The 21,364-nt window shown below is 47.0% G+C and carries 23 protein-coding genes and 1 tRNA gene (1 of these 24 only partly in view); 14 read left to right on the plus strand and 10 right to left on the minus strand.

Annotated features, from left to right (window positions below; translation table 11 throughout):
• The 11 genes from HMPREF3179_RS04315 to rarD (HMPREF3179_RS04365) all read left to right on the plus strand — a co-directional run.
• Window positions 1-34: transfer RNA gene (locus tag HMPREF3179_RS04315), tRNA-OTHER, on the plus strand; it begins 50 nt to the left of the window's first position.
• Between the two features lie 224 nt (window positions 35-258).
• On the plus strand, window positions 259-1,836 hold the full coding sequence (locus HMPREF3179_RS04320) for an ABC transporter substrate-binding protein (RefSeq protein WP_070469835.1): 1,578 nt from the start codon (window positions 259-261) through the stop codon (window positions 1,834-1,836).
• Window positions 1,837-1,923: 87 nt separating this feature from the next.
• Window positions 1,924-2,907 carry an ABC transporter permease gene (locus HMPREF3179_RS04325; protein ID WP_048767135.1) on the plus strand — a complete coding sequence of 328 codons (984 nt, stop codon included), beginning with the start codon at window positions 1,924-1,926 and terminating at the stop codon, window positions 2,905-2,907.
• On the plus strand, window positions 2,907-3,821 hold the full coding sequence (locus tag HMPREF3179_RS04330; RefSeq protein WP_026156881.1) for an ABC transporter permease: 915 nt from the start codon (window positions 2,907-2,909) through the stop codon (window positions 3,819-3,821). The genes HMPREF3179_RS04325 and HMPREF3179_RS04330 overlap by 1 nt, the downstream gene beginning before the upstream one ends.
• 11 nt (window positions 3,822-3,832) lie before the next feature.
• Complete coding sequence (locus HMPREF3179_RS04335; RefSeq protein WP_018026820.1) at window positions 3,833-4,804, plus strand: ABC transporter ATP-binding protein; 972 nt, start codon at window positions 3,833-3,835, stop codon at window positions 4,802-4,804.
• Window positions 4,801-5,793: an ABC transporter ATP-binding protein gene (locus HMPREF3179_RS04340; protein WP_070469836.1), complete on the plus strand. Its 993-nt coding sequence runs from the start codon at window positions 4,801-4,803 to the stop codon at window positions 5,791-5,793. Before HMPREF3179_RS04335 ends, HMPREF3179_RS04340 begins: the two co-directional genes overlap by 4 nt.
• A gap of 90 nt (window positions 5,794-5,883) precedes the next feature.
• The gene (locus HMPREF3179_RS04345; protein ID WP_070469837.1) at window positions 5,884-6,834 is read left to right on the plus strand and encodes a glutathione S-transferase family protein; all 951 of its coding nucleotides are present in this window, start codon (window positions 5,884-5,886) and stop codon (window positions 6,832-6,834) included.
• 178 nt (window positions 6,835-7,012) lie between these two features.
• Window positions 7,013-8,491 (plus strand): cardiolipin synthase, encoded by a 1,479-nt coding sequence (gene cls, locus HMPREF3179_RS04350; RefSeq protein ID WP_070469838.1) that lies wholly within the window; start codon window positions 7,013-7,015, stop codon window positions 8,489-8,491.
• 10 nt (window positions 8,492-8,501) lie between these two features.
• Window positions 8,502-9,440 (plus strand): EamA family transporter RarD, encoded by a 939-nt coding sequence (rarD, locus tag HMPREF3179_RS04355; protein WP_070469839.1) that lies wholly within the window; start codon window positions 8,502-8,504, stop codon window positions 9,438-9,440.
• A 20-nt stretch (window positions 9,441-9,460) separates the two neighbouring features.
• Window positions 9,461-10,015: an NUDIX hydrolase gene (locus HMPREF3179_RS04360; RefSeq protein ID WP_070469840.1), complete on the plus strand. Its 555-nt coding sequence runs from the start codon at window positions 9,461-9,463 to the stop codon at window positions 10,013-10,015.
• Between the two features lie 7 nt (window positions 10,016-10,022).
• The gene (gene rarD, locus HMPREF3179_RS04365) at window positions 10,023-10,985 is read left to right on the plus strand and encodes an EamA family transporter RarD (protein ID WP_083290689.1); all 963 of its coding nucleotides are present in this window, start codon (window positions 10,023-10,025) and stop codon (window positions 10,983-10,985) included.
• Here the strand turns inward: rarD (HMPREF3179_RS04365) and HMPREF3179_RS04370 are convergent.
• Window positions 10,982-12,115 carry a succinylglutamate desuccinylase/aspartoacylase family protein gene (locus HMPREF3179_RS04370; RefSeq protein WP_070469842.1) on the minus strand — a complete coding sequence of 378 codons (1,134 nt, stop codon included), beginning with the start codon at window positions 12,113-12,115 and terminating at the stop codon, window positions 10,982-10,984. The two genes, rarD (HMPREF3179_RS04365) and HMPREF3179_RS04370, sit on opposite strands and share 4 nt — an antisense overlap.
• Window positions 12,116-12,319: 204 nt before the next feature.
• Here HMPREF3179_RS04370 and bioB point away from each other — a divergent pair, with 204 nt between their 5' ends.
• Window positions 12,320-13,300, plus strand: coding sequence for a biotin synthase BioB (gene bioB / locus HMPREF3179_RS04375; protein ID WP_036557441.1), 981 nt, complete (start codon window positions 12,320-12,322; stop codon window positions 13,298-13,300).
• A gap of 81 nt (window positions 13,301-13,381) precedes the next feature.
• Here the strand turns inward: bioB and HMPREF3179_RS04380 are convergent, their stop codons facing one another.
• The 6 genes from HMPREF3179_RS04380 to gloB form a co-directional block, all read right to left on the minus strand.
• Window positions 13,382-13,846 (minus strand): universal stress protein, encoded by a 465-nt coding sequence (locus HMPREF3179_RS04380; RefSeq protein WP_036557439.1) that lies wholly within the window; start codon window positions 13,844-13,846, stop codon window positions 13,382-13,384.
• 14 nt (window positions 13,847-13,860) lie between these two features.
• Window positions 13,861-14,211, minus strand: coding sequence for a protein tyrosine phosphatase family protein (locus tag HMPREF3179_RS04385; RefSeq protein WP_036557437.1), 351 nt, complete (start codon window positions 14,209-14,211; stop codon window positions 13,861-13,863).
• Window positions 14,212-14,357: 146 nt separating this feature from the next.
• Window positions 14,358-15,068 carry a DNA polymerase III subunit epsilon gene (gene dnaQ / locus HMPREF3179_RS04390; protein ID WP_036557432.1) on the minus strand — a complete coding sequence of 237 codons (711 nt, stop codon included), beginning with the start codon at window positions 15,066-15,068 and terminating at the stop codon, window positions 14,358-14,360.
• Window positions 15,069-15,132: 64 nt separating this feature from the next.
• Window positions 15,133-15,915, minus strand: coding sequence for an SDR family oxidoreductase (locus tag HMPREF3179_RS04395; protein ID WP_036557430.1), 783 nt, complete (start codon window positions 15,913-15,915; stop codon window positions 15,133-15,135).
• 120 nt (window positions 15,916-16,035) lie between these two features.
• Complete coding sequence (locus HMPREF3179_RS04400; protein ID WP_246824373.1) at window positions 16,036-17,889, minus strand: lytic transglycosylase; 1,854 nt, start codon at window positions 17,887-17,889, stop codon at window positions 16,036-16,038.
• A 134-nt stretch (window positions 17,890-18,023) separates the two neighbouring features.
• Window positions 18,024-18,815 carry a hydroxyacylglutathione hydrolase gene (gene gloB, locus HMPREF3179_RS04405; RefSeq protein WP_018026848.1) on the minus strand — a complete coding sequence of 264 codons (792 nt, stop codon included), beginning with the start codon at window positions 18,813-18,815 and terminating at the stop codon, window positions 18,024-18,026.
• A 36-nt stretch (window positions 18,816-18,851) separates the two neighbouring features.
• On the opposite strand from gloB, the gene HMPREF3179_RS04410 reads away from it, so the two are divergent.
• Both HMPREF3179_RS04410 and rnhA read left to right on the plus strand, forming a co-directional pair.
• Complete coding sequence (locus HMPREF3179_RS04410) at window positions 18,852-19,712, plus strand: class I SAM-dependent methyltransferase (RefSeq protein ID WP_239660493.1); 861 nt, start codon at window positions 18,852-18,854, stop codon at window positions 19,710-19,712.
• An 11-nt stretch (window positions 19,713-19,723) separates the two neighbouring features.
• A complete protein-coding gene (gene rnhA, locus HMPREF3179_RS04415; protein WP_018026850.1) occupies window positions 19,724-20,194 on the plus strand; it encodes a ribonuclease HI in 471 nt (156 codons plus the stop codon).
• A gap of 1 nt (window position 20,195) precedes the next feature.
• Here the strand turns inward: rnhA and HMPREF3179_RS04420 are convergent, their stop codons facing one another.
• The 3 genes from HMPREF3179_RS04420 to HMPREF3179_RS04430 are packed head-to-tail and all read right to left on the minus strand — an operon-like array spanning window position 20,196 to window position 21,274.
• Window positions 20,196-20,435 carry a hypothetical protein gene (locus HMPREF3179_RS04420; protein WP_070469844.1) on the minus strand — a complete coding sequence of 80 codons (240 nt, stop codon included), beginning with the start codon at window positions 20,433-20,435 and terminating at the stop codon, window positions 20,196-20,198.
• Between the two features lie 22 nt (window positions 20,436-20,457).
• Window positions 20,458-20,736: a hypothetical protein gene (locus HMPREF3179_RS04425; protein WP_018026852.1), complete on the minus strand. Its 279-nt coding sequence runs from the start codon at window positions 20,734-20,736 to the stop codon at window positions 20,458-20,460.
• 31 nt (window positions 20,737-20,767) lie between these two features.
• Window positions 20,768-21,274 carry a HugZ family pyridoxamine 5'-phosphate oxidase gene (locus HMPREF3179_RS04430; RefSeq protein ID WP_018026853.1) on the minus strand — a complete coding sequence of 169 codons (507 nt, stop codon included), beginning with the start codon at window positions 21,272-21,274 and terminating at the stop codon, window positions 20,768-20,770.
• Between the last annotated feature and the right edge of the window lie 90 nt (window positions 21,275-21,364).

Raw genomic sequence — 21,364 nt, forward strand, 5'->3', positions numbered from 1 at the left:
GGGGTCGCGGGTTCGAGTCCCGTCCACTCCGCCAAAGATATCCAGAAGCCCTTGTCACTTGACAAGGGCTTTTTGTTTGTTAAACGCTAGCGCTTCTTTATCACCATCAACTTCGACTATTGCATCACGATTTGCATATAAGCAAACGATCTCATTTTTTACTATTAAACTATCAATTTCTTATGGTATAACTACCAATACTAGGCAAAGTAAAAAAAAGCTACATTGCTATATTAAATTTTTCTTGGAGGATAATTCATGCATAAGAAATTATTAGTGGCAGCGCTATCCGCTGCCCTATTCGTTCCTTTAGCAGCGCAATCCAAAACATTGCGTTGGGCCAGTCAGGGAGATATTCTTACCCTCGACCCCCATGCTCAAAATGAAGGCTTAAATATTGCCGCCAGTAGTTATGTCTATGAGACCCTAGTAGCTTATGACAAGGACTTCCAGATCACGCCAACCTTGGCCACTGAGTGGGAAACACCGTCAGATACACTTTGGCGTTTTAAGCTGCGCGAGGGCGTCAAGTTTCACGACGGTAGTGATTTTACAGCCGAGGATGCCGCCTTCTCCATCAAGCGAGCCATGGCACCCACCTCCAACTTTAAAGCCTATGTTAACGGCATCAAAGATGCCCGTGCCACTGACTCACATACCTTAGAAATTGAGTTGGACGGCCCTAACCCAGTGCTTTTACGTCAATTAACCAATGTCTTTATTATGAGTAAAGCGTGGGCTGAGGCTAATAACACCACCTCACCACAAGACTTCACTAAAAAGGAAGAAACCTATTCGGCGCGTAATGCCATGGGTACCGGTCCTTATAAACTTAGCTCGCGTGAAGTAGATATCCGCACCGAGTTTAGTGAAAATGAAAATTGGTGGAACAAAGACAATAAAGTGGGCAACGTCACCCATATTGTTTATACACCAATTGCTCAAAATGCTACCCGTACAGCAGCGCTTCTATCCGGTGAAATTGATTTTGTGCTCGATCCCCCAGCGCAGGATTTAGAGCGTATTAAGCGTCAAGCTAAAGTGGTCGAGGGCAATGAATATCGTACGATCTATATCGGTCTTGATCAAAAAAGTGATGAGTTAAAATACAGTACGCTTAAAGGCAAAAATCCCTTTGCCGATGTACGTGTGCGCGAAGCGCTTTATTTAGCGATTGATGCTGAAGCGATTAAGAAGTCGGTGATGCGTGGTTCTTCTGCCCCTACCGGCACCATGGTAGCACCACAGGTTAATGGTTGGAGCGAGGATTTAGCCAAGCGCCCTAAACCTGATTTAGAAAAAGCCAAGGCCTTAATTGCCGAGGCTGGTTATCAAGCCAATGAAATCAACTTTACCCTAGACTGTCCTAATAATCGCTACATTAACGATGAGGCGATTTGTCAGGCGATTGTGGCGATGTGGGCTCGTATTGGCGTGAAGGCCAATTTGAACTCCATGCCACGTGCAACCTACTTCCCTAAAGTACAGTCTTACGATACCAGTGCTTATTTATTCGGTTGGGGTGTACCTACCTTTGATGCGCTGTATACCCTACAAAGCTTATTCCATAGCAAGGGTGAGGGTGCTGACGGTTCCTTTAACTTCGGCAATTATGAAAATGCCGAGGTGGATAAGTTGATTGACCTTATCAAGGTTGAAACCGATGAAACCAAGCGTAATGACGCCATTCATCAAGTGTTAAAAATTCATGCCGAGGAATTTGGTCATCTACCAATTCATGACCAAGTTATCCCTTGGGCCATGGCTAAAAATGTCGACGTTATTCACCGCGCTGATAACCGTTTAACCGCTGAGTGGGTGGTTATTAACGACTGATCCAGTCAACTCACTGTCAACCCATTGTGCAAGCCTTAAAGCCTTAGCTGCGTGCTAGCTTTAGGGCTTGCCCACACGCTACAACTTATGCTTGTCTTTCTTATACGACGCCTCTTTCAGGCAGTGCTAGTAATGTTAGTGGTCACATTACTGGCCTTTGTGCTTTTCCGCTATGTAGGTGACCCGGTCACCATTATGCTAGGCCAAGACGCCACTGAGCTAGACCGCCAAGCCCTACGACAAAGTCTGGGATTAGATCAATCCTCCATCATACAATTTTGGAACTTTTTAACAAATGCCGCACAAGGTGAATTTGGCTTGTCCCTACGTCAAGGCCAAAGCGTTGCTGAATTAATTAAAGACCGCCTACCGGCAACGGTTGAACTCTCTGTGATTGCTGCGATCCTAGCCCTTTTTATCGGCTTACCTTTAGGTGTTTATACCGCATTAAAACGTAATTCCTGGCTGTCTCAAGCCATTTTATCTTTTTCCCTCTTAGGCATTTCCTTACCGACATTTTTAATCGGTATTTTATTAATTTTGGTTTTTTCTGTGCACCTAGGTTGGCTACCAAGCTACGGTCGTGGCGAGGTATTACGCCTAGGCTGGTGGAGCACCGGCTTATTTAATTGGGATGGTATTAAGCATTTAATACTACCCTCAATTACCCTCTGCTTATTTCAGCTCACCTTAATTTTGCGTTTGGTGCGCTCTGAAATGCTCGAAGTATTGCGTAGCGACTATATTAAATTTGCCCGTGCCAGAGGCCTAACACAACGAGCGATTCATTTCGGGCATGCCTTAAAAAATACCATGGTACCCGTGATTACCATTACCGGCTTACAACTAGGTGGGATCATTGCCTTTGCCATTGTCACAGAAACCGTGTTCCAATGGCCTGGTATGGGGCTACTCTTTATGCAAGCAGTGCAATTTGCCGATGTCCCGGTGATGGCTGCTTATTTATGTTTGATCGCATTGGTCTTTGTGGTGATCAATCTCATTGTTGATTTACTTTACTTTGTGGTTGATCCGCGCCTACGCGTTAACCTCAACCGCGCAGGAGCATAATCATGAGTGCCCTAAAACGATTTTGGGATAGCGACTTAGCTTGGTCTTGGCGTCATACCCCTACCGCTATTTTCGGTGCGCTTGTCACCTTCGTGTTGTTTGTAGGTGCCTTTGGTGCCCCGTGGTTAGCGCCACACAACCCCTTTGACTTAGCTGCCATTGATTTATTTGATGCCCTACTACCACCGGCTTGGGAAGCCGACGGCAAATTGACGTATCTACTGGGCACTGACAGTCAAGGACGTGATTTATTTTCTTCTCTACTGTACGGCACCCGTATTTCCCTCTTGATTGGCTTTGCCTCGGTTATCCTGGCGATGGTTATCGGGATTTTGCTGGGGCTGATTGCCGGTTATGCCGGTGGTCGCGTGGAGTCCTTTATTATGCGCGTGGCCGATGTACAGCTATCATTTCCGGCCATTTTAATTGCCCTCTTAATTGATGGTGTGGCTCGCAGCGTGGTGCCACAGCATATGCTAGAGACGATTTCCTTTCCGGTATTGATCGGAGCCATTGCCCTTGCCGGTTGGCCGCAATATGCACGTACCGTACGTGGTTCCACCATTGTGGAAAAAAACAAAGAGTATGTGCAGGCAGCTAAGGTCATTGGCGTATCCCGACCACGCATTATGTTGACCCATGTCCTACCGAATGTACTCGGACCGGTCTTAGTCTTAGCCACCGTGCACTTAGCGACAGCCATTATTACTGAAGCAACCCTATCTTTCTTAGGGGTCGGTGTGCCACCAACTTCGCCCTCCTTGGGTACTTTAATTCGTATCGGTAATGACTTTCTTTTCTCCGGCGAATGGTGGATCACGATTTTCCCGGGGCTGATGCTGGTGCTTTTAGTTTTATCAGTTAACTTATTAGGTGATTGGTTGCGTGATGCGCTCAATCCAAAACTAAACTAGGTCTAACCACAATGAGCGCATTATTAGAAGTAAAAAACTTAGAAGTAGAATTTCCTACGCGACGCGGCACCTTACGTGCTTTGGACGATGTGTCATTTACCATTAATCGCGGCGAGGTCTTGGGCGTGGTAGGTGAATCGGGTGCAGGTAAATCCCTCACTGGCGCCTCCATCATCGGTTTATTAGATCCGCCAGGGCGTGTCAGTGGTGGCGAAATCTATCTTGATGGCCGTCGCATTGATCATCTGCCCCTGAAGGAGATGCGCAAGATCCGCGGTCGCGAGATCGGTGCCATTTTCCAAGATCCGCTAACCTCACTCAACCCTTTGTATACTGTGGGTCAGCAGCTGACGCAAACCATTCAAACGCATTTGGCCTTGACTCATAAGCAAGCCCAAGAGCGTGCCATTGAACTTTTGGAGTCCACCGGCATTCCAGCGGCGCGTGAACGTATTAATCACTACCCCCATCAATTCTCTGGCGGTATGCGACAACGCGTGGTCATTGCTTTAGCCTTGGCCGCTGATCCAAAATTAATTATTGCCGATGAACCTACCACGGCTTTAGATGTGTCCATTCAGGCGCAAATTATTGATTTACTCAAAAAGCTCTGTAAGGAAAATGGCACAGCGGTAATGCTTATCACCCATGATATGGGTGTCATTGCTGAAACTGCAGACCGTGTTGCGGTGATGTATGCGGGCCGTATTATCGAGATCGGTCCGGTGCAGGATGTGATCCAACATGCTTTACACCCATACACCCATGGCTTAATGCGCTCCATTCCTACGTTGGATCCGACGATTCATGAATTGGAGCAAATACCCGGTAGCATGCCGCGCTTAAACGCCATCCCGCGTGGCTGCGCATTTAATCCACGTTGTCGCGACGTCTTTGATAAGTGTTTAGCAGAGCGTCCCGATTTAATACCACTTCAAGGGCGTGAAGTCGCCTGTTGGTTACATGAGGAGGCCAAGGCATGAGTGCAGCGCCATTAGTTGAAGTTAAACATATTGCCCGTTATTTTGATGTCTCGCCCCCTTTGCTTGAGCGTCTAATTTACCGTCGGCCTAAGGTCTTTTTACGGGCCGTGGATGATGTTAGCCTTAGCCTCAATCGAGGCGAAACCCTCGCCTTAGTGGGGGAGTCAGGCTGTGGTAAATCCACGGTAGCCCGTCTACTGACTGGACTCTATGGTCTAAGCAAAGGCAGCATTAAATTTGATGGTCAAGAGCTGTCCACCATGAATGAGCAGCAAATCAAAAAAATGCGTCGCCGGCTACAAATGATTTTCCAAGATCCTTATGCCAGTCTTAATCCGCGCTGGCGTGTCGGCCGCATTATTGCCGAGCCTTTACGCACCCATAGTCATTTATCTAAGGCAGAGCAAGAACAGCGAGCCGCAGAGCTGTTGGAGCAGGTTGGGCTAAGTGCCTCTGATATTAATCGCTATCCACATCAGTTCTCTGGCGGTCAACGACAGCGTATTTCCATTGCTCGTGCCTTAGCCTTAAGACCGGAATTTATTGTCTGTGATGAGCCCACCTCCGCCTTGGATGTGTCCGTGCAAGCGCAGGTATTGAATCTGATGAAGAAGCTACAACAGGACTTGGGGCTGAGTTATTTATTTATCTCGCATAATCTAGCCGTAATTCACCATATGGCTGATCGTGTGGGCGTGATGTACTTGGGCAGAATTGTAGAAATTGCGCCGCGCGATGATTTATTTGCCAACCCACGCCATCCCTACACCAAAATGCTCTTAGGCGCTATTCCTGATATGACAGGTACGGGTAAACGACGGGTACAGGTCGCCGGTGAGGTACCTAATCCCTTAAACCCGCCCACAGGCTGTACCTTTCATCCGCGCTGCCCCTTAGCTAATGCGCGTTGCAAAGAGGAAGTTCCACGTTTAAGCCAGTTTCAAGGAATAGAAATTGCCTGTCATGCGGTTGAGGAAGGCAGAGCATGATAAAGCGATAAGTTTACTATGCGCCCCCTCCTCAGCCAGCTCATTATTTGCTATAACTAATACATCACAGCATAATTTCAAGGAGTGATCATGGGTATTTTAGTTAACGGCACATGGCAAGTCGATCAGTTGATAAATAACAAAGAGGACGGCAAGTTCGTGCGTCCCGACTCGCCATTTAGAGACTGGATTACTGCCGATGGTAGTCCAGGTCCAGATGGTCAAAGGGCCTATCCTGCTGCAAAGGGGCGTTATCATCTCTATGTCAGCCTCGCCTGTCCTTGGGCCCATCGCACCTTGATCGTGCGAGCACTTAAAGGCTTAGAGGATATGATTAGCCTATCTGTCGTACACTGGCATATGGGCGATCAAAGTTGGAGCTTTGAAGCGGGAGACGGCGTCATCGCCGATCCTATCATCCATGCCGATTACCTGCATCAGATATACACTTTAGCCAAACCCGATATGACAGGCAAAGTCACGGTGCCGGTGCTATTTGATAAGCAAGAAAAGAAAATTGTTAATAACGAATCTGCCGATATTATCCGCATCTTAAATGAAGCGTTTAATGACTTAGGTGCCTTGCCTGGGGATTTTTATCCTCTGCCCTTACGCGGTGAAATCGACGAGATTAATGAGCGCATCTATCACACCCTCAACAACGGTGTGTATCAATGCGGCTTTGCAACCACCCAGGCAGCCTATGAAGAAGCTTTTGTGCCTTTATTTGAGACCTTGGACTTTTTAAACGAAGAGCTAGAAACGCAGGAGTATTTAATTGCGAATCAGTTGACTGAGGCAGACATTCGACTGTTTACCACCCTAATCCGCTTTGACTCAGTCTATTTTAGCCACTTTAAATGCAATAAAAAGCGGATTCAAGACTACCCCTATCTACATCGCTTTGTGGAGCGTATGATGTTGAATCCTAAAATTGCCAATACCGTGAATCTACACCATATTAAGCATCACTACTATGGTAGCCACAAGCAACTCAATCCGAGTGGGGTGGTGCCATTGGGACCCGAGCTTATTTACTAAAACTGACGACCACACAGGTGAGATAGCGCGCTTGCTGTATGACATTATGTCACCTTGACTTAATTAGGGTGGCATATGGCGGCGCTCTCAATATGTTTCTTTTGAGAGGAATATCAACCAAGTTTTACTAAATGCCTTATCATAACTAAAGCCTTAACCTCTCATCTCAATTGGCTTTATGAACGAATGGTTTTTTGAACATTGGCACAACCTACTACTCGCATCTTGGGTAGTTTATCTGGTGCTGTTAGTCTGCACCATTTTGTTGCAACAACGTAACCCCATCTCTTCCATTGCATGGATACTATCGCTTAGTTTTATCCCCTTTGCCGGCTTATTAATCTATCATTTTTTTGGTCCCCGAAAAATCGACAAACAAAGAATGAATCGCCAGCAAAAGCGATTATTTGTTAGGCGCCAACAAAAGCTCTGGGCTGATAAGTTTGAGTTTACAGCGGTAGACGATAAGTTTGCCCCCATCGTTAATCTAATACGCAAAACCGCCAATATGCCGCCCACTTACACCACCGATTATGAAATCTATTCCGGTGGTGAAGCCACTTATACCGCCATTTTCAAAGCCATTGATGAGGCTAAGGAATATGTGCTACTCGAATACTACATTTTCAGCCCCGATCAAACCGGCACCGCCCTACGCGATTTACTGATAAAAAAACTGCAAGCTGGATTAAAAGTCTTTTTACTGGTTGATGGCATGGGCTCATTGCGCTTAAGTCGCCGCTTTATGAAGGAATTTGAGAGCTTGGGCGGCCATCTGAGCTACTTTCATCGTCTTGGCATCGGTGTCTCTTCCTCACTGATTAACTTCAGAAATCACCGTAAAATCTTGATTTGTGATGGCAAAATCGCTTTTTCAGGTGGCGTCAATATCTCTGATACGCAGGATTTACGCATTGACCCTGCGGCCTATCATGATGTGCATATGCGTTTTGAGGGACCAATTGTTGATTGGTTCCAAACCGTTTTTGTAGAGGATTGGTACTACGCCACTCGCGGCGATGAGAGGCTAATACACTTTCTTAAAGAAAAAAGTGATCTTCGCTTAAAAAAACAGACCGAAGAGGTGCAAATTATTAGCGATGAACTTAAAGTCCCTCCCCTGTCCATGCAATTAATCCCCTCGGGACCGGATAGTGACTTAGCACCTATTCTGCGCGTGATGGTTGAGGCAATGCACCAAGCACAAGAGCGCATTTATCTCACCACACCGTATTTAGTGCCTGATCAATCCGCACTCTTTGCACTTACTTCAGCCGCGCTTCGGGGTGTGGATGTCAAGGTCTTGGTACCCAAAAAAACTGATACCTATATTGTCGGTAAAGCGGCACAGTCTTGGTATCAGGATCTGATGCGCTGTGGCATTAAGGTATATACCTATATGCCTCGTATGCTGCATACCAAAACACTGATTGTGGATAATGATATTAGCTTTATCGGCAGTACGAATTTTGACTATCGAAGCTTTTATTTGAACTTTGAACTTTCTGTGGTTAGCTATGGTGAGAAAATAAATCGCAGTCTGTGTGAGGAGTTCTACCAAAGCTTAGCGCATTCTGAGCAGGTTGAGCTAGTCAAGCTACCCTTGCGCGAGCGCTTAATACAGGCCTCTGCCCGCTTGCTTTCCCCGATTCTTTAGCCTATCGACAATGCATAATCCATCAACCAAACCCCTCATCACCGAGGCTCAACAAGGGGTCGCTCTAGCGCTCAGTTGCTATATCGTCTGGGGCATCTTCCCACTCTACTGGGGAGTGATTGGCAGCTTTGGCCTGAGCGCCGATCAAATTCTCGCTCAGCGTATCGTCTGGTCCTCGCTCTTTGCCATTCTTTTAGTGTTGCTATGTCGACAAGTTAATACACTGCTAGGTGCGATCAGCCAAGGCAGAGTCTTGGTCCTCTTTGCCATGGCTTCCTTTATTTTGTCATTTAATTGGTTAGCCTATATCTACGGGGTATCGATTAATCGGGTACTAGATACTAGCTTAGGCTATTTTATGTCACCCCTAGTCAGCATATTTTTAGCCCGTGTCTTTCTCGGTGAGCGTATTAATGGTAGTCAATTAATCGCATTAATACTAGCTGCTTTAGGTGTATTGTGGCTTGCCATTTTAAGCGGTGATATTCCTTGGATCGCTTTAATACTCAGTAGTACCTGGGGTATTTATAGCCTCTTAAGAAAAAAAGCCAGTCTACCTGTGGTACCTGGCTTTGCACTAGAGACCCTACTGATGCTACCCTTTGCTGGTGCCTATTTATGGTGGTTACAAGCTCAGGATGCGCTGGTATTCAATGGCTTAGGGCCAGTGCAATTAGGCATTGTGATGACGACCGGGGTGGTCACAGGCCTACCATTACTACTTTTTGCTGCTGCCGTTAAACGCAGCAGTTTAGGCACGATCAGTATGTTGCAATATATCTCGCCAACGATTCAGTTTTTAATTGGCATATTTATTTTGCACGAAGCCTTTGATCTTACTCGATTTTTCGGCTACCTTTTAGTGTGGTTAGCAGTGATTGTGTTTTGTGTCAGTTCCTACAAACAATACAGTGCCACTAAACAACACACTGCGCGCAAGGCAGCTTAATTAAATGCTTGAGGTTCATCATGTCAACATACGCACATCTACAAGAAACTAAAGTCAACAGCAAGGAAATTTACTCTGGTCAAATCATTCAGGTCTATGTGGATACCATCGCCTTAGCCAATGGTCAGCAAGCAACGCGTGAGGTGGTGCGACATTGCCCCTGTGTGGCCGTATTGGCGGTAACGGATGAGGATAAAGTCGTACTGGTACGACAGTTTCGCTATCCTGCCAATAAGCCCTTATTAGAAGTACCGGCAGGCAAAATGGATGGCACCGCAAGCGAGACGGCAATCCAAACTGCTGCGCGGGAACTAGCTGAAGAAACACCCTATACCGCACAACGACTTGAGCTCATTCATCAGTTTTACACGGCCCCAGGCTTTTGTGATGAGTATATGTACTTATACCGAGCCTACGGTTTAGAGATGAATAGTACGCTTAAACCGGACGAGGGTGAAGTGGTTGATACTGTGCTTTATAGCCGCGACGAGGTGCGCCAAGCTCTACGCAATCAAGAGATAGAAGATATCAAAACCATCGCTGCTTTACAGCATTGGCTATTAGAGAGTAAATAGGTTTGACATGTCTAACTCAACCATGGCGCAACGCCCGCTCAATCAGCCACTAGACCCTCTGGCCCAACGACGTGAAACACGGTTAGGCGTAGCTTATGCCTTAATCTGTTACTGTACCTGGGGACTTTTTCCCATCTATTGGTCGTTACTTTCGAATCAAGGTCTATCTGCTGCTCAATTGATGGGGCATCGGGTACTTTGGGCATCGGTTGTCGCCATGCTGCTGCTTTTTATCAGCCGTCAACAAAAGGTGCTACTTGAAGTCTTACAACAACCCAAGATGATGGCCTTTATCTTTTTAGCCTCGATGGCCTTAGGGCTTAACTGGTTATCGTATATCTACGCCGTCTCAATTAACCACGTGATTGAAGCAAGCTTGGGCTACTTTATGTCACCGCTGATGAGTATTGCTTTAGCAAGAGTATTTATCGGTGAACGCATTAATCGTGCACAAAGCTTTGCGGTCGTCCTTGCGCTAGCTGGCGTGCTGTGGCTAGCAGTATTAGCCGGACATATCCCGTGGATTGCCTTGATTATCAGTGGCTCATGGAGCCTTTATAGCCTCCTACGCAAGCAGGCGGTGCTCCCCATCATCCCAGGATTTGCGATTGAAACCCTGTTTTTACTCCCCTTTGCTGTAGGCTATTTAATGTATTTACATAGCCTTGGCGAGTACCGCTTTTTTGAGCTACCTACCCATATTATTTTATTGATTATCGGCACTGGCGTAATCACTGGCTACCCACTCCTGTTTTTTGCCGCCGCCGCTAAAAGAATCCGCCTCAATACCTTGGGTATATTGCTCTACATCAATCCAAGCATGCAGTTTTTGATTGGACTACTCGTGTTTAAAGAGCCCTTTGACAGCATGCGCTTTGTTGCCTATGTCTTGGTCTGGCTTGCGGTGATTATCTTTACCACCAGTAGCTATCAAAGCTATAAAAAAGCGACGACGGCAGTGTCTCACTAAGGCGACAAACCTGCATTACCCTGCTCTACTGGACTGGAAATACTCATCAACTTACGTTCCGGGCGAGCCAATCGCTGACCACTGTGCGCAAAAACTACCCCAGCGGCAGGACTGCGCACCGTAGTTTTGGCAAGACTAATGGGATCAACAATATCCACAATGGCTTGACCCGCCTCAACCCAATCACCCGGCTGCACTAGATAAACCGCAATACCCGAGGTAGGCGCATCAATGTAGCAAAGACCGCCCAGTGGATGTGGTTCACGCGCCAAGGCCGGCAAAGCTTGATGACGCTCCTCCGGCAACTGCAAATACCCCTGCTGATTTAAGTACTGTATAAGCGCTTCCGCATCCTGAGCGGCCAACTCATGCGATAGCTGATACTCACCCCTGAACTCTACAGTACTGCCAATACAAGCTAACTCCAAAGGAACCGTAGGAAAATGGGCACGCAAACGGGGCCAAATCGAATATAGCACCTCATCAAAAGAATTACTCCCCGAATCCTCTGAGAGCAATTGACATTGACTACCCAAATAACGTGCTAAGGGCTCAAGTCGATGCCAAGACTCAGGACAGCCATACATATGCAACACCGCGTGATTATCACAGTGTAAGTCCAAGACAATATCCGCATCATAAGCCCAAGTCAATAAGGTCTTATGCATCGAATCGGTCTCGGAAAAGACCTCAATCTCATCAATCACTCGCTTTAAATAGCGTCGTAATAATGCGGTATTATCAGCAGCTGTGTCAGACCACGCAATACCCTCACGCTCAATCAAGGCAATCAGCTTTTGAGAAAGATTAAAATCAGGCGTCAAACGATTAAAATTTTGAGCACTGGCAAAATGGAAACGACCGATAGGCTGATAATTCAGCATCTGCCCCAAACCAATAGGATTACAAAAAGGCACCAATACAATACGTGCCTCTAAACGCCCCTCCTGCTCCAAGCGCAGTAGCAACTGGTGCAAATAATAGGCGACCAGTGAACCCGGTAGCTCATCACCATGCAAACTGGCTTGTAGATAAACTTTTTTGCCATTCTCGGGACCGAAATGCAAGGCAGTCAGCTGATAGTTCGTCCCAGGCGTGGAGCCAATTAAAGTCACCGTTTCTTTTTGCATAAAAACTCCAATCGAAGTGCATCTTCAGTAAGTTACACCGAATAATGGATAAAAATCAACTAGTAAATCCAGTATCATGAATCAACGCCCGTAAAAGCAAGATATACGCTTAACTTCTTTTAAAATCTGCTAATTTTCAACTAAAACTAGTTGTAAAGTATCGCCAAACAGAATAATATCATAGCAGTTTAAATGGAGACATGAATGGATACGATTACTTTATCTCGCACCGCTAGTATTGCCGACTTGCCTACAGCAAAGTGGTCAGTAGCACAAGTTACTGAGCTCTTTGAACTACCCTTTATGGAGCTGCTATTCCAAGCACAAACCGTTCATCGCCAGTTTCATCCGGTGGGTGAGGTGCAATTATCAACCCTATTATCCATCAAAACGGGAGGCTGTCCGGAGGACTGTAGTTATTGTCCTCAATCCTCCCGTTACAACACAGATGTAGAAAAAGAAAAGCTGATGGCGGTCGAGGAAGTGGTTAAGGCTGCTAAAACTGCTAAGGAGCAAGGTGCATCACGCTTCTGTATGGGTGCAGCGTGGCGCGGTCCCAAGCAATATCAAATCGAGGTTGTGAGTGAGATGGTGCGTCAGGTCAAAGCCCTCGGCATGGAGACCTGCGTCACCCTCGGCATGCTCAAAGACGGTCAAGCTGAGCAGCTAAAGGAGGCTGGTCTGGATTACTATAATCACAATATCGACACAGCACCGGAGTTCTATGGCAGCATTATCACCACCCGCACTTATCAAGACCGTTTAGACACACTTGAGCGTGTGCGTAATGCCGGTATTAATGTCTGTTGCGGTGGTATTGTGGGTTTAGGCGAGTCACGCCGCGAACGTGCTGGTTTATTAGCCGAACTGGCCAATATGAATCCGCCACCGCAATCCGTTCCCATCAATCATCTGGTCAAGGTGGCGGGCACGCCATTAGCTGATGAAGAGGATCTCGATCCCTTTGAGTTTATTCGTACCATTGCCGTGGCGCGTATTATCATGCCTCAATCCAAGGTACGACTCTCAGCTGGGCGTGAACAAATGGATGATGGTACTCAGGCACTGTGCTTTATGGCTGGCGCCAACTCCATTTTCTACGGCGATTGCCTACTCACCACAGCCAATCCGCAAAGAGAAAGGGATCAGGCACTATTTGAACGCTTGGATTTATATAGCGCCTAATTGCGCTTATATCATAGGCCATAAATAGCAAAACCCATGACACAGGATCATGGGTTTTGTTGTTTGAAGCTCAAACAAATACTAGTCGTTAGAACCCTCGAGACGGTATACCAATACCGATACTGGTGCTAACTGAATGACTTTAGTCGTTACGCTACCTAATAGCAAGCGTGATAAACCACTACGACCATGGGTTGCGATGTAAATTAAATCACAACCATGCTCCTTAGCTGCCTCAACCACACCGTCAGCAACATTGTAATTAGAAACAATCGCAGAAGTTGCCTTAACACCAGCCGTTTGAGCACGATCCATCACCGGCTGTAAGTACTCCTCAGCTTCCTTGCGGGCAGCTTCTTCATAATCCGCATCGGAAATAGCATAAGAGGCAGCGACACCATCAAAACCTACGAGTGTAGAAAATGGCTGAGTCACGTTTAACACCACAATTTCCGCACCGATTTGACGTGCAAATGAAATACCGGAATTGGCTGTTTGTGATGAAATATCTGAACCGTCAATGGGTAATAAGATCTTTTTGTACATACAATATCTCCTTGTTAAGATTCTCTAGCTACTGCCAGGGCATAGGTGGTAGCACTTCGATTGCCGCTACGACAGTAGGCTAACACAGGCTTAGGCAATGTTTCAATCACGATGGCAAACTCCTCGACATCAGCCTCAGTCGGACCACCGCTGATAATGGGTAAATAAACCGCTGTCATACCTAAACTCTCAGCCAATTCAATCATCTCCTGAGAAGTGGGTTGTGCCGGTCCACCCTCTCCGTCAGGCCGATTAATTAATAAGGACTTAAAACCCTGCTTAGCCGCGGTACGGACCTCATCTGGGCTCATTTGAGGAGCCACGGCGTAGTCCTCATTAAGCTGTGTAAACGATGTTTCAATCATAAATCATGACCTTAAAATTAAGTTTATAAGCTTATTATAAACATCTTCATCATGAAAAAAATGAATAATGAAGGTATTTTTTGTGTTAATCCGCTAGGCGGCATGCATTAATACCATACACTGAGCTAGTCTCAGCCCAAAGGCCATTACTTAAAGCGATGCCAAAGTGATTCACCCTCGACCGCTTTATCTAGCACCTCCACATAGGCGGCGTGTTCGGCGAGCTCCTCGGCATCGGCTCGAATAATCGGTAAACTGAAGCTGCCAACCACGGGAGCGGCGACAACTGCATCTGCTGCCTGTATCTGCGGTTCATCCTGCAGCGCATCTAACAAGCCGAACTGCTCACGTGTCATGGCTAACCAGACATCAGCCAGTAACTCCGCATCCAGTAAAGCGCCGTGAAGTACCCGATGCTCATTGGACACGCCTAAGCGATCACAAAGTGCATCCAAGCTATTACGCTGACCGGGAAACTTAGCGCGTGCCAAGGCTAAAGTGTCAGTAATTTTGGCAGCAATCTCCTCAAGCGCTGGGATCTGATAGCGAGCAAATTCCGCATTTAAAAAGCCCACGTCAAAGGCTGCATTATGAATTAATAACTCCGCCCCACTCAGATAGTCTGCAATCTCCTGCGCATGCTGTTCGAATGTATTAAATTGGCTTAAAAACTCAGTGGTTAAACCATGCACCGCCAACGCACCCGGATCCGACTCGCGCTCGGGATTGAAGTATAAATGTAGATTATTCCCAGTCGGCTCACGATTAACTAACTCAATACAACCGATTTCAATGATACGGTCACCCTGGTGAGCATCCATGCCCGTGGTTTCCGTATCCAAAACGATTTGACGCATCTCTATACCGCTACAAAATAAAAAGGGTCTAGGCAAATACGCTAGCTAGACCCTAAACATGCAATTAAAGACCGGACACCACAGCGTTAAAGCCGGCATCCACGTGGAGAATTTCACCTGTGATGCCTGAGGCTAAATCAGACAAGAGGAAAGCAGCGGACTTGCCCACGTCGTCAATATTGACCCCGCGCTTAAGCGGTGCGTGCTGCTCAACAAAATTAAAGATATAGTTAAAATCCTTAATCCCGGCAGCGGCTAAAGTTTTAATCGGACCTGCAGAGATACCATTAACACGGATACCCTTTTCACCGACGGCTTTCGCTAAATAGCGCACACTTGCCTCTAACGATGCCTTAGCTAGGCCCATCATATTGTAATGGGTGATCGCACGCTCGGCACCGAGGTAGGTTAAGGTAAGAAAATTACCCTGACGCTTTTCAACTAAAGGTAAAAACTCCTTGGCCAAGGCAGCAAAGCTATAAGCGGAAATATCATGTGCTGAACGGAAGTTTTCACGGTTATAGCCATCTAAAAAATTACCAGCAATCGACTCCCGTGGCGCAAAACCGATAGAGTGCACCACACCATCAACCCCATCAGCCCAATGCTCGCCGATCGCCTTAACACAGTTCGTAATGCTTTCATCGGAAGAAACATCACAGGGCACCACGATATTGCTACCGAACTCCTCAGCAAATTCCTTGACCCGACCCTCGAAACGCTCTCCGACGTAGGTAAATGCTAATTCAGCACCCTGTTCATGACACGCTTTGGCAATACCGTAGGCAATCGAACGATTTGAAATCAAACCGGTCAACACAATTCGTTTATTCGCTAAAAAACCCATGAATTTTCCCGTAATTTTTTCGTTATTTACAATCAATTAATTATAACTGCTTTTTACTAATAAGGAATGCCTAAACCCGACTAGGGCTTAGGCAAGTAAAATTGTTGGTGCTAGCTAAGACTAACCCTCAACACCCGAGTTTGGTAATCTTAGGACCATACCCGCTTTTAAACCATCCACGGTGATGTTATTAAGTGCTGCTAAATCATTGACCGTAGTGTGGTATTGACGGGCTAATGAATACAGCGTCTCACCCTTAGCCACACGGTGGCTAGCTGGATTACGTGTAGCCGTAGGGGCCGCTGGCACAGCTGGCGACTGATACGCAGCCGTACGCACTCTTGCTGTACTAGTTGTCGGTTCACTATCCCAACTTACACGCTGAACCACTGGACCGCTGCGCTGAACAGTTGAGGCTGCTCTTGCCGCTAGCGATTGATTAGCACCAACATTAGGCAACATCGCTGTCGGCTGTTCACTAAGGGCAGCAGTGCTAGCAACACTCTCTGCACTGCTTGGGGCTGCGGTCTGCGGACGATTAGCCGCAAGCGCAGGCACCGCAGTCGCCATGGAACCATCGGCACGAATTAAATCGGCTAATGGATCCACCGTGCCACTAGCTGGCGCGGGGCTCGTATTGCTAGCCACCAATGCCGCCGAAGCCGCTCGTGGTGTCGTTGATGCAGGACGTGCGGCAGGCGCAGGTGCTGGTACGCGCTGTTGCGCTAAAGCAGGCGTCGCTGCTGGCGGAGGATTAACTGCGGAGGCCGGCAATCGAGTGCGCTCAATTAAAGCTAGCATCATATCAGAACCAGCACTGGCAGCAGGCATAGGCTGTTGCACAGGCGCTGGCGGCGTAGCACGAATACCTGAGGGCGAAGCGCTAGGTGAAATACCACTACCCCGAGGCACCATCAAGGTGCGGCTATTGATAGCAACGGTTTGCTTAGCCGTGTAACCATTTAATTGCTTTAATAAGGCTAAATCCACGCCTAAACGCTGTGCAATATCGGCCAAAGCCTCACCCGATCTAGGTGTATAACCTGAATAAGAGGCCAAATTACCCTTGTAATTCGCTAGGTTCTTTTTATAAGAAGCGACATTGGCCTTGGGAATCAGAATACGTTGACCATGCTCAGCTAAAATCACCGGCCGATGGAATTGTGGATTCATCTCCTTGAACTCACTCAAGGACATACCGGCTAGCTTAGCGGCTACTTCAATGTCAATATCAACAGTCTTATTGACCTCTTCAAAGTAAGGCTGATCTGGCACGTGCGGCAAGGTGATGCCGTACTTCGCAGGCTGACTAATAATACGCTTAAACGCCATCAACTTAGGTACATAGTCACGCGTTTCTTGTGGCATGTTAAGCGAGAGATAATCTGTACCTCGACCCTGAGCTGCATTACGATCGCGGGCCCGCTTGACCGAGCCCTGCCCCCAGTTATAAGAAGCTAAGGCTAAATGCCAGTCATTACCCTGGAAATTATATAAATAAGCCAAGTAATTAATGGCCGCTTGCGTTGAACTCACCGGATCACGGCGATCGTCACGCCACCAATTTTGTGTCAAATTAAAATCAGTACCGGTGGCTGGCATAAACTGCCACAAACCGGATGCCTTGACCCGCGACAGTGCCGTGGTGTTATACGCACTCTCGACAAATGGCAAGAGCGCCAATTCGGTCGGCATACCACGCTTTTGTAGCTCGGTAGTGACATAATAAATATACTTCGCCGAGCGATTGGCCATGGTTTGCACCGAGCCAGGGCGCTTTGTGTAGTAGTTAACCCAATAATCTACCCGACTGTCTCTCAGATCAGGCATTGCGTAACCGGCGCGAATCCTATCCCATACGTTGTTATAGTGTTTGGAAGTAGCTGCTGTATTACTCTTGAGGTTTCCGCCCGTAGACGAGCAACCACTGATAATCGCAGTCGTTGCTAACAAAGCGTAAACTAATAATCTCATAATCAGAAGACCTTGCTTTTTAAATTTGATCTAAGAGATGAATCAAAAAATTGCTATGCATTATAAAGCAAAAAAACTGCTTTACGAGCGCATCAACTCAAAAAAATCATCTATCACTACACGAGCTAAATAAGCTATGAATGATTTTTCCACTCACGTAAGGTGCCAAAAACCGCCGCAGGCCCATCTAAGGTCGTGCCGGCATAGGACTCGGCCGCCGCAATCACGGACTGCTCACGCACGCGCATAAAGGGATTAGTCGCCCTCTCCTCCGCAATCGTGGTCGGTAAGGTGGGTAAATCCTGTGCTCTAAGCTCACGAGCCCGCCGCTGCCAAGCCAATAAGGCCTGATTGGCAGGCTCAACCTGTAAGGCCCAATCAATATTACTCAGAGTATATTCATGGGCACAATATATACTAGTATTTTGCGGCAAATTGATAAATTTATCAATACTTTGCAGCATTAATCTAGAATCTCCTTCAAATATTCTGCCACAACCACAGGAAAATAAAGTGTCGCCACAGAATAGCACCGGCTGCTGTGCATTGATGGTGCCTGTATAAGCAATATGTCCTAGGGTATGGCCCGGCACCTCGAGTACCTGCAGCTCCGTATCGATGCCCTTTATTTGAACGCGATCGCCCTCCTTTAGCTCATGACTCAGTGCGGGTATGGGCCGACTTTCAAAGGCCGGACCATAAACATCCGCTCCATATTTATCGACTAATGCTCGCACCCCACCGGTATGGTCATCATGGTGATGGGTAATCAAAATCGCCTTTAGCGTTAAGCCCTTGGACTCCAACTCACGCAGCACCGGTGCCGCTTGACCTGGGTCCACCACTGCTGCCGTATCCCCTTGGCGCATAATCCATATATAATTATCATTAAATGCGGGTATTGGATAAATCTCGATGTTATTCATAGCTCCCCTCCTGATAGCTTAATTTTGAAGACGAATGTGCAGAACCGTAATCTCCACCAAATCTCGCTTGATGAGTGGCTAAGCACCCCCATGGGTCAATTAGTCGCCGACTGGATGCAAGCCAAGGCTGATGACTTACTAGCCAATGTATTCGGCTATAGTGCCTTGCAACTAGGCTTGCCGGACTACGACCTGATGCGTAAAAACCGCATTCGAACCAAGGTTATTCTAACCCAAGATGATTTAAACCATCGCAATCCGGCACCGACTGATACAGAAGAGGAGTCTATAAGCACTGAGGATCTGCCCTACCAGAAAGAACTTGAGGCTATTTACTACCAACGCAAAGATATTCCACCAAGCGATAGCTCTAACAAAAACCCTGAGGATGCTAATCAGCTGCACTTAAACTATGAGAACGAATCGGTGGATCTGGTGATCCTGCCCTTTACCTTAGACTGCTATGCCCAGCCACATCAGCTGTTACGCGAGGTTGAGCGAATACTGCTACATGAAGGGCGCTTATTAATTTTTGGCTTTAATCCTTACAGTCTTTGGGGGCTACGCAACCGATTCTCGCGTTTTCCCTACCTGCCTGTGCCTAATAAACAGCAAATTTCACTACAAAAGACCAAGGATTGGCTACAATTACTGTCCTTTGAAATTGATCGGGGCCAATTAGCTTGCTATGAACCCGCCTTAATGAGTAGCCGTTGGTTAAGCAAGTTTGCTTTTATGAACAAAGCGGGTAACCGTTGGTGGCCCTTAGCCGGTGCAGTATTCTATGTATCCGCTATTAAGCGTCATGCCAATCCAAACTTAGTGGGCGCAGTCAACTTCAAAAAACCAAAAAAGGCACTCAAGCCAGCGATAGTAGCAACCAAGAACAAGTTTTAAACGAGGTCATTATGTCAAAACAAGCCATTGTGCAAATCTGGACCGATGGCGCCTGCAAAGGCAATCCCGGCCCTGGCGGTTGGGGCATCTATATGAAGTACAAAGACCCCGCACACGCTGGTAGAGAAATGGAGTTATTCGGAGGTGAATTGCAGACGACCAACAATCGCATGGAGATGATGGCGGTGATTAAAGCCTTGGAGTTCTTCAAACAACCTTGGTCGCTTGAACTTTATGTTGACTCGCAATACGTAAAAAAAGGACTAAATGAATGGCTGCCGGCTTGGATCAAAAGAGGCTGGAAAACGGCTAATAACAAACCTGTACAAAACAAGGATCTATGGTTGCAGCTCCTGGCGCAGTGTGAACGCCATCAAATACAATGGCATTGGGTTAAAGGGCACAGCGGTGATATGGGTAATGAACGGGCCGACGCCCTTGCTAACAAAGGGGTTGAGCAAGTACTTGCCGGCACCAAATAGCTTAATACTGACCGCATTTTAGGCGGCGAGCACGCTCTCGTTCGCGGTCTGCCACGCTATCCTGGCGATAACGATTTAAAAAATTTCCAGGACCGGGACCAACCTGCGCATTACTCTGAATAATGCGATGATTAGAAACAGCGCAGTTATCACTTGCTGCACGCTCCTCCTCAGAACTAGCGCAAGCAGATAAGGCCATGGTCGCCACCAACAAAGCCATCAAGTTAAATTTACTGATCATAAAAGTCCTATCGTATTTAGGTCTAACCAAAAGTGCACATCTTTTGTACACTTAATTCACGCACTTGATTTAAACGCGTCTGTGCCGCTTCTAACACCTCCGCATCACGCCCCGTCGGCACATCAGCTTGATACTTATAGCGTATATTATTAATTTCACGATTAAGTCGTTCGGAATCCTTCCACAAGTCACGGCAAGTGGCGGCCACCATCTCCGACTCCGTCATCGGCGGATAAATCGGGGCCTGTACGCAAGCGCTCAGCGCTGTGATACCAAGTGCGATAAATAATACTTTCTTCATAACACATCTCCTTTGCAGCTATTTTATCCGATTATCGGCCACGCACCTGCTCAAACGCCGACTCCCCTGCTTTAAAACGATAAGCTGCGCCCGCACCCACCACTAAATTGCCCACGGTGGGCTCTAAGGCAATTAAATAAAAATCTGCCAATGATTTAAGTAAAGCGACAATCCTCCCCTGCTTTTGCTCTAATCCCTGCAATATGGATTCATACACTGCTTCCTCGCGGGCAACTGGACGACACACCACCTCATAACGCACCCGCTCACGCACAAAATGATTCGTCGTAGTCGCCTCGTCTCGCAACAACATAACCGACGCTTGAGGTCGCTCCAGTAAATTCGGCGTGTGCTCAGCCAACAGACTGACAAAAACATAAAACACGCCATCTCTCTCATAAAAAGGCGCATAGCTGATAAGTGGCGAACCATCTGCATTCAAACTCGCTATCATCAAACTAGGCTGTTGGTGCAATGCCTGTAATTTAGTTGCTAATTCGGCGTTTTTAGCGGTCTGCTCCGCCATGGATTGATTCATGTTCTTCCTCGCTTCATATTACTGATGATGGCTAATCATAGCCCTTTTACTTGCATTTTAAAGTTAATGCTCTAATATAAATGCTTTAAT

Origin of the sequence: Oligella sp. HMSC09E12, from assembly GCF_001808505.1 — a bacterium.
Classification (GTDB): Bacteria; Pseudomonadota; Gammaproteobacteria; order Burkholderiales; family Burkholderiaceae_B; genus Oligella; species Oligella urethralis.